Source organism: Streptomyces sp. DSM 42067, assembly GCF_055792885.1.
The window spans coordinates 1,738,093-1,750,174 of the sequence record NZ_CM147706.1; the positions used below are offsets into that span (position 1 = coordinate 1,738,093).

The following is a 12,082-nucleotide window of genomic DNA, read 5'->3' on the forward strand; positions in this document are numbered from 1 at the left end:
CGGCAGAGACCTGGGCGCCGGCGCTCCCCGACGTTCGGCGCTAGTGACAGGTACACGCAAACAGGCTTACAGTCGGCCTCGATTGCCCGGCTAGAGGAATAACGGGGGACTTGTGCGCAAGCATTACTTCAGACGGAGCCTGCGTGCCGCGGCTCTGGCTCTTTCGCTCGTGGTGCCGATCGGGTTAGTGAACCTGCCGGCCGACGAGGCGGCCGCCGACGAGCCGGCGCCGGTGCCCGCCGCGTGTGCCGGTATGACACCGCCCTCGGAGGACGGCAACGGGGGTGGGAACGAGAACCACGCGTCCATCCGCCTCGACCAGCCCGCGGACGGAACGGAGCTCGCGGTCGACGAGCGCGGCGAGATCACGGTCAGCGGCGTACTGCACAAACAGGCCACCATGGTCGACGTCTCCGTGGGCTCGAAGACCACCACCGCCTTCACGGTGGGCCCGCCGCCGGAGGGAGAGGCGGCGTGGGCGTCGTCCTGGCAGACCGCTCTGCGCCCGCCGGAGCTCGGCGAGAACCTGCTGTGCACCCGCGCCGAGCGGGATCCGAAGCGGTACGCGCGGATCCTGGGCACCATCAAGGTGATCGACCTGCTGCCGCCGAGCGACGTGCCGGGCCTGGCCGTCGACGCGGTCACCGACACCACCGCGAAGGTCAGTTGGGGCGAGGCCACCGACAACTACGGACTCGCCGGATACGACATCAGTATCGACGGCGGTCAGCCGCAGCGCACCACCGTCGGCACCCGCTCGCACACCATCACAGGCCTCGAGCCGGAGAGCAGTCACACCGTCTCCGTGGTCGCCGTCGATCTGGCCGGCAACGTCTCCAAGAAGCCGGCCACGGTGTCCTTCACCACCGAGGCCGCCCCGGAGCCGCCAGACCCAGAAGGCGAGTTGAAGATCGCGCCGGAGCAGGGCGCGGCCACCGCCACGTGGAGCCCGCAAAGCGTCGCGGAGGGCACCCGTTACCGCGTCTCGCTCGACGGCGAGGAGATGGAGGAGTTCGAGCTGGGGCAGTACTGCGAGGACGCCGAGGGTGAGCCGGCCGACCCGTGCACCGCGGACTCCACGGTCAGCTATCCGGTGCTGTCGCTGGAGGACTCCACCTCGTACATCCTCGAAGTGGAAGAGGTGGCCGCCGACGGTTCCGTGGCGCGCACCCTCACCGCCGAGTTCACCACCACTACGGTCACGCCCGAGGTGAGCCCCGCCGCCACGGAGCGGACCGCCAGCGAGAGTTCGCAGTGTGCCGGGCAGGGCGGCGACTTCTACATCACGGCCGGCGGGCGCGGCAGCGTGACGGTACCCGCGGGCAGCACCGAGCTCTTCGCCGGCTGCTACACCGCAGCGGACAGCGACTGTGTCGACGGTCACCTACCGCCGTCCGGCAACGAGGTGTTCACCTGCTCGGACGACGTCACAGAGCTGCTCCGCAGCGTGGCACCGTCCGGCGGCGGCCCGGTGATCGCCTCGGCGGACGACAACGCCAAGGTCCAGCCGTATGCCTGGTGCGTGCAGGGTGCCTGCGCGGTGGTGATCACGCCGGTACGGGAAGCGGCGCCCACGATCGCCAAGCAGGTCGTCTCCAGATCCTTCGTCTACTGGCTCGTCGTGACCGTGGGGAGCGCCTCGGGCGCGACCATCGGCATCGGCGTGGCGCTGGGATCGCTGCTGGCCCTCCTCTTCCCCGACACGATCGCCGTCGGCGGCCTCCTCGAGTACCCGATCGACTACCTCACGGACTTCGAGGCCTATGACAACTGGGGGCTGAGCGACGGCGAGTGGTTCACCAGCCTGCAGATATACGGCGAAGTGATCGATTCCACGCTGGACTTCTCGATCCGGCACGACCTCCTCTACGGCTGGGACGGTGCCCGTGACTCGGAGCTCAAGGCCACGATCGACCACGCCTGCGCCGCCCAGCAGGGCAACGTGGGCGGGCTCGCCGGATGCGACGAAGGCATCGCCGTGTACGTGCCCGGGGCCAAGGCCTACAACAACAAGCCGATGCCGGAGACCGGGCAGCACATCGTGGACGCCATGACCAACCTCGACGGCCGTCCGTACCCGGGCCTGCAGCGCGAGGTCTGGCACGCCCCGAAGTACTCCCAAGGCGGCAAAATCGCCGACGAGGCGGGATTCAAGCACGGCTGGTACTACAGCCCTGTCAAGAATCCGGGCAGCCAATGTCTGGGGCGCAAGACGGGGGACCCGACAGTCTGCGACGAGTTCCCCTTCCACTCGACGGACCAGGCGGGCGACCTCTCGGGCACGATGGCCGACACCAAGCTGGTGCCGAAGGACGAGGGGTCGGTGCAGGGCAACGACATCCAGCAGTTCCTCAACAACTGTGGGATTGAGGACGGGGACCAGTACATCGTGCTGCCGCTCAAGCACTGGGTCGAGGCCGACGGCCCGAGCTTCGGGTTCAAGACCAGCGGCAGTGGCACCAGCCTGTGTATGACGCCGCAGTCACCCTGACCGACACCCCCACGGAGATCACCGCCGCGGCGCGCACCCACCGCGCCGCGGCGGACCCCCGCCGAGCCGGGTCGGACACCCGACAGCTCGGTCAAATCTCAACGCCGCAGGGACACTTCCGGACGGCGCACCGGCTGCGACACCGCATCGGTACGCGCACAACCGTACGGTGCCGGTGCGCGGGGTCGGCGACGTCCACGTGCGGCTCATTGCCTTCGGCCTCTACGGCGTCGTCACTCCCAGGCTCCACTGCGGGCCCTCCGAGGCTCGACTGCGACGTACGGCCATGACCCGGTAGGGGAGCGCCGTTCATCGCCTTCCTCCGCACCCGGCATGTCCGCAGCCCCCGCAGGAGCCACCGTTGTTGCAGGCACACGGGCAGGGCTCGGCCTGCCGACGGCCCGGCATGCCTTCTGACAGCAGGCGGGACTGCGCCGTAGCGCGCTGTTTGGGGATTCGTGCGGTGCGGCTCGCGGCCGGGCTGTCGGGGTCGGTGAGCCGTACGGCGACTGCCAGGAGGCGCAGTCGGGCGGCACGAGTGTGCTGGCTGAGGCGGGCCAGCTGTTGCGGCAGAGCGGGATCGGTCAGCCCGGTGGTGTGCCCTCCGGCGACTGTGATGAGGTGCGAGGCGGCCTCGGCCTCGAGCCATGCGGCGTGGTGCGCCGATAGCCAACTGGCGTGCTGGTCGCAGATGCTCTCGGTCGCGAGGGTCAGGAGCTCGGCCAGGGGCCGACAGGTGTCGTCCTTTTCGTGCTCCAGCAGAAACCGGCTGTGGACGAGGATCTGGTGGACGAAGGCACGGTGGTCGTGCAGGTCCGGCGTTGCCATGGTGGGGGTCCTATCTTTCGAAGGGTGCGTGGCACCGGCGGCCGTAGGTGGCCTGCTCGTACGGGCAAGTGGGCGAGGGCGGCGTGTGGCCTGGGCCGAGTGGAGGCTGCGCGCCCTCGCACCGGGAGCCGGGGCAGGTGCTATGCGATGCCGCCGTAGCGGCAGTGAGCTGTGTGGCCTTCGTCGTCGGCGAAGGTGTCGGGGTAGCTGTCCGGCATCCGGGCCTCCTCGCCGAGCGGGGTGGGGCCTTGGGCGAGGTAGCTGCCGAGGTCGGCCAGGTGCCGGATGGAGGCGAGCGGGACCTGGCCCGCGCATTCGGGGCAGCGCCCGAGAAGTTCGAAGGCCTCGTCGTCGTAGATGGGGAAGCGGGCGAGGAAGGTGTATTTCTCACCGGTGTCGGGGCAGGTGGCGGTGGCCAGGACCGGCTCGCCCGGGGTGGTGCGACGTCGCAGCCAGTCCGGGGCGGTGGTGATCTGGTCCAGGCCGAGTCCGAGGGCGGCGGCCAGGCGTACGGCGATGCGGGCGTGTTCCTCGCCCCGGTAGATGCCGTGCGGGCTGGTGGCGGTGGTGTGACGGATGAACACGGCGGAGGCGTGGGCGCGTTCGGCGAGCGATGCCATGGTGGTCGGCTCCTTCTCAGGGTGAGGGTCAGCGGGGTTGGGGAGCGGTGGCGGTCTGGTAGGCGATGAGGAGGCGGCGCAGGAAGGTGGTGGTCAGGTTGCGGGCGGCGCAGGCTGATTCCAGGCGGTGTGCGAGCGAGTGGGCGGATTCCGCGTCGTTGTAGGGCCCGTCGGTGTACCGGCTGCCGTGTTCGGCGCGATGGACGAGCTGCTGGCGGAGCTGTTCGGCTTGCTCATCGAGCGCGTCCAGTTCGGCGATCGTGGTGATGGTGATGTGCGCGAGCTTGAGGAGCGGGTCGTCGCGGCTCTCGTGTGCGTGGAGCAGGTGGCTGTACGGCTCGGGGATGTCGAGGAGTTCGCGGGCCAGCCGGGTGCCCAGCCAGTCGTCGGGGGCGTAGGACCTGCTGCTCATGGCGGTGCCGCCTTTCGCGAGTCGGGGGCGGGTGTGGATGCTCATGGCCGGTGTTGGGGCGGTGGTTGCCGCTGCGGCCCCGTGGTGCCGGGCGGCATCCGATTCGCGATCAGCAGGTGGTGATGAGATGGCGGACCTGGCGCGGAAGGATCTGCGGCTCGCGCCAGATCGGGCCCGGGTCGGCGAGCGCGGTGGTGAAGGCGGCGATCAGGTGGGCCGGGGTGGCGGCGTGGAACTCCGCCCACCACCACGGCGTTCCGCCGCTGCCGCTGATGTGGACCTCGATCACCCAGGCCTGCTCACGCATCACGGCCAGCCGGTAGCCGGGCTGCGGTGGGATGTAGGCAACCGACGCCCGTTGGTCGGGAGCGGTCGCACGGGCGCCGAAGCCGTCCCCCTTCACCTCCCAACCGGCGGCGCTCAGGGGCCTCCACACCGCGTCCGGGTGGTCGTTGCGATGGAGGTACGGCGGCCGGTCGCCGCCGATGTCCGCATCCGCGGCCAGGGCGGTGGTGAAGGCGGCGATGATCTCGGGTGGGACGTGATCGCTCATCGCCGCGGTCCAGGCGGGCGGTGCGCAGCGGTAGGGGCGGGCCTCGATGTGCCACAACCCTCGCGGCTGAATGAACTCGCAGAACTCCGGTACGAAACCCACATACAGGCGGCCCGCTTCGGCGGAGGCGTGGTAGTTCCCGTACTCGTCGTCCCCGGTGTGCCAGGCTGGTGCGGTTAGCGGGGCGAAGGCGGCGTCGCCGCACCAGTTGCTTCCGGCCAGATAGCGCGGGTGCACCGGGATCTCAGCCGTGGTGGGGGCGGTGGAGCGGGCGGTTTCGGGCATGGCGCAGCACTCCTTTCAGTGAATAAGGAGAATTCGGGAGGGGGTTCGTGCCACGAGGCCCCGAGCCGAGCTCGGCCGCCCCGTCGTGTCAGGGGGTCTCAGCGGCGAGCGGACCATGCCTCGGGAAGGGCTCCGCCGCGGGTGATCCAGCCGTCCAAGGCTTCGAACCCTTCGAGTGCCTCGATCAGTTCGTCGTACCAGTCGGCGTCCGGACTGGCGTAGATCTCGTCGATACGGGCGATGAGGGCGCGCAGTGCACGCAGCACGATGTTCGGATCCATGGCAAGCCCCTATCTCGGTGCAGGCGCTGCAAGAGCAGGCCGTGGTAGGTGGGGTGTGGTGTGGTGGCATGGCGGCGGCCCCGGGGAGAGTGCCGCGGGCCGTGGGGCGATCAGTCGAGATCGGTCAGGGTGACCGTGCGGTGCGCGCCGAGAACCGAGACGATCTCGGTGCACTGACGGGTGGCAGGGGCGGTTGCCTTCACCCTGACCCGAGACCATGCGCGACCCGCGGTCATGCCGTTCTCGACCCCCATCAGCGTCCCGGCAATTTTCACCGGGTTCCCGAATTCACCGAATCCGAGATCCACCCATTCCTCGCGACACACCGTTTCAAATTCGATCCAGTTCAGCGCGTCATCCTGGCGCAGCTCTACTGCATTCAGTACGCGGCTACACACGTCGACGCCTCTCCTTTCGAACGTGTCACCATTCGCGCCTTCCATTCCCACCTTTCGGGAACAATTTAAATATAGCTCGCATCGCTAAGGTCGAGAAGCGGAATTGCGGCTTGATAATGCTGGAATTCTCGCGAATTGACGACGTGAATTCAGAGGATTCTGGGAATGCTCGACGCTTTGTATCGTGCGAGGTGCGGACCACGACGTTTCGCAAGGCATGTCGGTCGTTGGGCGCGCCGGTACCGCTTGGCGGCCCCCGGCGCGGCCCCCGGCGCGGCCCCCGGCGCGGCCCCCGGCGCGGCCCCCGGCGCGGCCCCCGGCGCGGCCCCCGGCGCGGCCCCCGGCGCGGCCCCCGGCGCGGCCCCCGGCGCGGCCCCCGGCGCGGCCCCCGGCGCGGCCCCCGGCGCGGCCCCCGGCGCGGCCCCCGGCGCGGCCCCCGGCGCGGCCCCCGGCGCGGCCCCCGGCGCGGCCCCCGGCGCGGCCCCCGGCGCGGCGGCACCCTCGGCTGCGCCGAGGCGCACGCCGCGCCTCACTCGTGAACGCATGACAACGCGCCTGGCAGGGCCCGCTGCCACGGGGGTGAAGGCTTGTCGAAAGGAAGGGTCTACAAGACGGACACGCCACGGGCTGAGGATCACCACGCACGTTCCGGTAGGCGAGGTGGACGGGGCCGGCCGCTGCGGTGAGCAGATCGGGACACGGGCATGTACCGATATGCAGGCCGGCCCGGTCTGCAGTGGCAGATCGGGCCATGACCTGCACCTATGTGGGGGGGGTGGGTGCTCTCGTGCAAGCAGGACGGTGGGGCGGATCCCCGTGGCTGGACGGCAGTTGGGACGGGTGGGAGGCACTCTGATGAGGATCTCTGGAAGTCCCCACAGCCGCGGCCCGTTCCCCGGCGACCGGAACCGGAACAGCACCTTCCCGAACGGCCTGCCAGTCAGCTCGGGCAGTTCCGGGGGCGGCTCGTCCAGCGAGGGCGACTGGAACTGCCCCCGTCCGTTGGTGCTGACGAAGCGCCCTGCCCGGCGCAGCCGGAACGTGGCGGAGCCCGGGAGTCATATCCAGCTCCCGGGCCCCTGGGGATGCCACCCAATTGCGCACGCCGGCGGCGTTTAAGAGGACGGATCAGTCATCATGCCGTCGTGTTCTTCCTTTGAACTACCGCACCGCGCAAGAGGTGCAGGCGAGAGTCGAACTCGCATCCGACGGCGTTCGTCCGGCCTCGGTCGATCCGGCGATCGGCGGCAATGCTGAGACTGGAGCGAGAGTCTGAGATTGATCGCGGCTGCCTCTGCCATGTTGGGCTACCCCGGCCCGGATGGGGTGTCGTGATGCCGGGGGAAGGACTCAAACCTTCACTGTCACCGCTTCTTCAGGCTGAACTTCAGTGTCAGCTTGCGCTCATCGCGCGAACCGGTCCTCAATCCGGCCCGCGCCTGTTGCGCACCCCCGCGCTCGCACGCGGGGGCGATCGTGGATGCTACCCGTGGCCGGCGTCAGCCAAACAGATAGCCGAACACCCCGTCGCCGACCTGCTGGTCGGTGACCTCTGCACCGTTGGCCTCCTCGCGGGCGAACTTCACGGCCTGCTGGAGCTTCTCGACCCGCTCCACCAGTTCATTGACCCGCCGCGCCGGAAGCGCCCCGGAGAACTTCACGGTCGTCCAATACCCGATGGGCACGTCCTCGTAGTACACCTCGACCTGCGCCGGGTGCTTGTCGGTCGCCTCCGCCTTGACGTGGTTGCGCGGGACCTTCTTCGTGCGGATCGTGCGGACCGGGTCCGTCTTCCACCAGTCCGTGGACGGGTCGTGGGACCAGGACTCGGCAGCATCGTAGATCGGCCGCCGCGCTCTCGGGCGAGGGCTCTTGGGCGTACAGCGTGAAGTACCCGAGCCGGCTCTCCAGCGCGTCGTGCACGCCGCCGAACCCGCGCTGCGCGAGCTGGCACGCCATGACCCCGTTGAACGCGGCCATGGCACCGGGCAGCTTGAAGGAGTGGACCCCGTCCCAGATGCCCTGGAACGAGCCGGCCATCAGGTTGAGCAGGATGCCGAACGCGTTCTTCAGTGTCGCCCGGTCCAGGCCCATGAGCCGACCCGCGACCGCGGTGGCGCCGAAGGCGTTGGAGGTGCCGCACACCTCGAAGTTCTTGTCGAAATCAAAGCGGTTCGACACCGAGATCCGGGCGGCCACGTCGCCCCCGAGGATGACGGCCGCGAGCCCGCCGCGACTACGGCGTCGAGCTGCACGGCCCGCTTCAGGCGGTCAACAGTGTCCAGTCCGCGCGTGGTGACGGCGCCTGGGGCCAGGACGCCGCCTTCACCATCGACCGGGACAACCAGCACGCCACCTGCCCGAACGGCCGGACCAGCAAAGCCTGGGCCGTGCACAGCTCACAGCGACGCATGCCCGTCATCCGGGTCGCCTTCTCGGTGCTGGATTGTCGTCCCTGTCCACGCCGGAGCGACTGCCTCAGCACGCCGACGGCCCAGCGTCGACAGCTCACCCTGCGGCCACGCGACGAGTACGACACCCTCCAGCAGACTCGTGGCCTCCAGAAGACCGACGAGTGGAAAGAGCGCTACAAGATCCGAGCTGGCGTCGACGGCACCATCGCCCAAGGCGTCCAACGCTGCGGCCTGCGCAGATCCCGCTACCGCGGCCTGGCCAAGACGAGCCTCCAGCACCAGCTCACGGGCGCCGCGATCAACCTCGCCCGTATCTACGCCCACCTCACCCAAGCGCCCCGTGCCCGCACCCGCGTCTCACGCTTCGCGGCAATTCTGCCGATCGGGCAGTGAGGCACGCTCATCCGGCCCGACAGGCCCGAGGGCGCGAACAGGGCAGCCGATATCGGACGGCCAACTGGGCCTGACAAGCGCCACGAAGTCCGCGAAGTCCTCCCGCAGATACCGCGGATGGGACGGCTTCAGCCGGACCTGCTGACGGCCATCCGCCCACCAGACCTCGAAATCAGCGACCGTGCCTTCAACGGGCCAGCGCTTTTCCTGCTCCGGCAACAGCAGGACGTCAACGAAGCCGCCGACGTCCAATCCGATGTCCACGAAGAACCCGATTGTCCCAGGTCTGGGCACCTTCACGACGGTGCCCCGGAAGACCTGCCCGAAGCGCAGATTCCCCCGGATTGCCTCCCACTCTGCATCCGTAACCACGAAGCGCATCTTCGCAGCCCCGCACGTGCCTGAAGCAGCCCGATCTCGGAGTGAGCGTGGGCTCACACCAAGATCGGACTCAATTCGCCAACAGCATCTTCTGGGCCGGGGCGCGGGGCGTGGTGGTTGCGCGGAGCGGGGCGGCTGTGCCGCCGGAGCTGTTCGCTTGGCGCGTCAGCCCCTTGTGATGTCCGCTCCAGGACCGAGCGGCAGGTCGAGGCCGTAGAAGAGGGCCAGGGCGATCAGCCAGGCGAGCAGGAACGGGACGACGAAGATGGACAGGCGGGAGAGGACCGTGCCCAGGCGGGCGTCTGGTTCGTAGCGGCGGAGGATGGTCAGCATCAGGAAGACGTAGGGGTTCAGCGGCGTGATCATCTGGGTGGCCGAGTCGCCGATGCGGAAAGCGGCCTGCGTCACAGCCGGTTCGAGGCCGAGGAGCATGAACGCGGGGACGAAGACCGGGGCGACCAGCGACCACAGGGCCGAGCCCGACGTCACGAACAGGTTCAGGACGCAGACCAGCAGGACGAAGACGGTCAGGCCGACGAAGCCGGTCAGGCCCGCCGATTCCAGGAGCGCGGCGCCCTTCACCGCCAGCAGCGTGCCGACGTTCGACCAGTCGAAGACTCCGATGACCTGGGCGATCACCAGGATCAGCACGATGTACGAGGACATGCCCGTGATCGATTCGGCCATCATCGCCGGCACGTCCCCGGCCTGCCGTACGGCTCCCGTGACCCGCCCGTAGACGATGCCCGCGAGCAGGAAGGCGACGAACAGGAGCGGGACGATGCCGCTCAGCACGGGGGACGGGACCAGGGCGCCGCCCTCGCCGCGCAGCACGGAACCGGGCAGCAGCCAGCAGGCGACGACCACGGCCGCGTACACCGCTACCGTCAGGCCGGCGAGTAGCAGGCCCTTGCGCTGGATGGGCGTGACCTCCAGCGTGGGCTGGTATGCGCCGTCGGTTGTGGCGCCGTCGCCGTGTGCCGCCGTGTCCACCGGCGTCGGCATGCGAGGCTCCAGCACCCGTGCGATCAGGAAGCCGCCGATGAGGGCGAGGATGACGCTCGCGGTGGCTGTGTAGAAGTAGTTGATGAGAATGTGTGTGGGGGCGTCCTCGCCGCCGGGCAGTACGGCAGCGGCCTTCTCCGTGATGCCCGTGTACAGCGCGTCGAGGGCGCCGATCGAGAAGCCGGCCGCGTAGCCCGCGCACACGCAGGCGAAGCCGCCGACGAGACCCGCGATGGGGTTGCGGCCCGCCCCCTTGAAGACGAGAGCCGCCAGCGGCGGGATGATGAGGATCGCGACGTCGCTCATCATGTGCCCCTGGGCGGCGACGAAAGCCACCAGGTAGGGCAGCAACGCCTTCGGGGCCCGGCCGATCGAGGCGCGGACCGCCGTCTCCAGCAGGCCCGTGCGCTCGGCGACACCGACCGCCGCCATCATCAGCAGGACGGTGCCGAGCGAGGGGAAGCCGGTGAAGTTCGGGATGAAGTTCTCCAGCAGCCAGGTCACGCCCTCGCCGGTGAACAGCCCCTTGACGGGCAAGACTTCGTCGTCGCCGGGCACGGTCACCGTGACGTCGGCCGCGGCCAGCACGGTGGAGACGGCGCCGAGGACGGCGAAGAGGCCGAGGAACAGCAGGACCGGGTGCGGGAGCTTGTTGCCCGCGCGTTCGATGCCGCCCAGCACCTTGTCGAGCAGGGTGGTGCCGCCGAGCTCGCCTGCGTCGGTTCTCGTGTCCGTGCTCACTTGTCCGCCCCCAGTCCGAGAGAGTCCTTGCGCACCGCTCCGCGCTGCGCCACGAGTACGACGTTCGCCGGGTCCGCGAGCACGGAGATGTCGGCGAGCGGGTCGCCGTCGCACACCACCAGGTCGGCGTGCTTGCCAGCCTCGAGGGTGCCGATCTCCCCGTCCAGGCCGAGGAGTTCGGCGGAGGTGCGGGTGCCCGCGGTGATCGCCTGCAGCGGGGTCATGCCCAGCGTCGTCAGGTGCACCAGCTCGCGCAGGTTGCGGCCGTGCGGGACCATCGCCGAGTCGGTGCCCATGGCGATCCGGAGGCCGTCGGCGATGGCCGCGGAGATGTTCGTGCGGGTGATGTCCGACCAGCGGAGCTTCTTCTCGTAGTGGAAGGGCTCCATGGTCGCCTTGTCGATGCCGTCGAACAGCGTGGACAGCGTCGGTACGAGGAACACCCCGCGCTCCCCGGCCAGTTCGCGGGCCTGGGAGGTCATCCCGTAGCCGTGCTCGACGCTGGTGACGCCGCCCTCGATCGCGTTGAGGATCCCCGCAGCGCCCTGGGCGTGCGCGGCGACCGGGCGACCGCCGTGCCGGTCCACCTCCTCGACGACGGCGCGGATCTCGTCGACCGTCAAGCCCTCGTCGTCGGGCTGGTCGTACGGGCTGGACATGCCGCCCGTCGCACACACCTTGATGACGTCGGCACCCGCCCGCAGCAGCCGCCGCACCGCTGTGCGCACCTCGTCCGGCGTGTCGGCGACCTCGCCCACCCCGGCAGTGGGATCGAAACCGCAGTCGGTGTGGAAGTCGGCGTGCCCGCCGGTGTGGCTGAGGATCCGCACCGCCGTGTGCAGCCGCGGACCCGCGGTCAGGCCGTGTGCGACGGCCTCGCGGAAACCGGACGGCAGCCCGCCGAGGTCCCGGGCAGTGGTGACACCGGCATCGAGGGTGGCGCGCAGCCGGCCCGCCGAGCGGAACACCTCCAGCGTCGAATCCTCGGCATAGCGGCGCACCATGTGCCGCGGGGACTCGACACCGAGATGGACATGCGCGTCGACGAAGCCGGGCAGCACGGTACGGCCCGCGACGTCGACGGTGCGGACGCGGGCGGGCGCTGGGGGCGCGGCGGCGGCCGGGCCTGCGTAGACGATCAAACCGCGGTCGTCGACGTCGATCACCGCGTCCGCCACCGGCGCGGCACCCGTTCCGTCGATCAGCCGGGCGCCGACCAGCCGGAGCGAGGCGGAGGCGGGCAGAGGGGCCACAGGAGGCAGTACAGGGTTCATGGCCGA

Annotated in this window: 11 protein-coding genes and 2 pseudogenes; 2 read left to right on the forward strand and 11 right to left on the reverse strand. The window is 69.8% G+C overall.

The features are described from left to right. Positions 1-187 precede the first annotated feature (187 nt). Positions 188-2,491: a NucA/NucB deoxyribonuclease domain-containing protein gene (locus ACSMXV_RS08335; protein WP_473177064.1), complete on the forward strand. Its 2,304-nt coding sequence runs from the start codon at positions 188-190 to the stop codon at positions 2,489-2,491. 309 nt (positions 2,492-2,800) lie between these two features. Here the strand turns inward: ACSMXV_RS08335 and ACSMXV_RS08340 are convergent, their stop codons facing one another. The 8 genes and pseudogenes from ACSMXV_RS08340 to ACSMXV_RS08375 all read right to left on the reverse strand — a co-directional run. Next, positions 2,801-3,319: a hypothetical protein gene (locus tag ACSMXV_RS08340; protein WP_473177065.1), complete on the reverse strand. Its 519-nt coding sequence runs from the start codon at positions 3,317-3,319 to the stop codon at positions 2,801-2,803. Between the two features lie 140 nt (positions 3,320-3,459). Further along, positions 3,460-3,939, reverse strand: a complete 480-nt coding sequence (locus tag ACSMXV_RS08345) for a hypothetical protein (protein ID WP_473177066.1) — start codon at positions 3,937-3,939, stop codon at positions 3,460-3,462. A 28-nt stretch (positions 3,940-3,967) separates the two neighbouring features. Further along, entirely contained in the window at positions 3,968-4,351 is a 384-nt protein-coding gene (locus ACSMXV_RS08350; RefSeq protein WP_473177067.1) for a hypothetical protein, read from the reverse strand. A 109-nt stretch (positions 4,352-4,460) separates the two neighbouring features. Beyond that, positions 4,461-5,189 carry an SPDY domain-containing protein gene (locus ACSMXV_RS08355; protein ID WP_473177068.1) on the reverse strand — a complete coding sequence of 243 codons (729 nt, stop codon included), beginning with the start codon at positions 5,187-5,189 and terminating at the stop codon, positions 4,461-4,463. A 98-nt stretch (positions 5,190-5,287) separates the two neighbouring features. Next, on the reverse strand, positions 5,288-5,470 hold the full coding sequence (locus ACSMXV_RS08360) for a hypothetical protein (RefSeq protein ID WP_473177069.1): 183 nt from the start codon (positions 5,468-5,470) through the stop codon (positions 5,288-5,290). 110 nt (positions 5,471-5,580) lie between these two features. Next, positions 5,581-5,913, reverse strand: a complete 333-nt coding sequence (locus ACSMXV_RS08365; protein ID WP_473177070.1) for a hypothetical protein — start codon at positions 5,911-5,913, stop codon at positions 5,581-5,583. Positions 5,914-7,367: 1,454 nt separating this feature from the next. Next, a pseudogene (locus tag ACSMXV_RS08370) lies at positions 7,368-7,715 on the reverse strand (DUF7873 family protein); the annotation flags it as partial. A gap of 70 nt (positions 7,716-7,785) precedes the next feature. Further along, positions 7,786-8,067: pseudogene (locus ACSMXV_RS08375) on the reverse strand (MmgE/PrpD family protein); the annotation flags it as partial. 131 nt (positions 8,068-8,198) lie between these two features. Here ACSMXV_RS08375 and ACSMXV_RS08380 point away from each other — a divergent pair. Continuing rightward, entirely contained in the window at positions 8,199-8,675 is a 477-nt protein-coding gene (locus tag ACSMXV_RS08380; protein ID WP_473178863.1) for a transposase, read from the forward strand. On the opposite strand, the gene ACSMXV_RS08385 is transcribed toward ACSMXV_RS08380, so the two are convergent. From ACSMXV_RS08385 to ACSMXV_RS08395, 3 genes are all read right to left on the reverse strand, one after another. After that, positions 8,640-9,056 carry a hypothetical protein gene (locus tag ACSMXV_RS08385; RefSeq protein WP_473177071.1) on the reverse strand — a complete coding sequence of 139 codons (417 nt, stop codon included), beginning with the start codon at positions 9,054-9,056 and terminating at the stop codon, positions 8,640-8,642. The genes ACSMXV_RS08380 and ACSMXV_RS08385 overlap by 36 nt on opposite strands. Positions 9,057-9,221: 165 nt before the next feature. Next, the gene (locus tag ACSMXV_RS08390; RefSeq protein ID WP_473177072.1) at positions 9,222-10,802 is read right to left on the reverse strand and encodes an AbgT family transporter; all 1,581 of its coding nucleotides are present in this window, start codon (positions 10,800-10,802) and stop codon (positions 9,222-9,224) included. Then, entirely contained in the window at positions 10,799-12,076 is a 1,278-nt protein-coding gene (locus ACSMXV_RS08395; protein ID WP_473177073.1) for a metal-dependent hydrolase family protein, read from the reverse strand. Before ACSMXV_RS08395 ends, ACSMXV_RS08390 begins: the two co-directional genes overlap by 4 nt. Positions 12,077-12,082 lie beyond the last annotated feature (6 nt).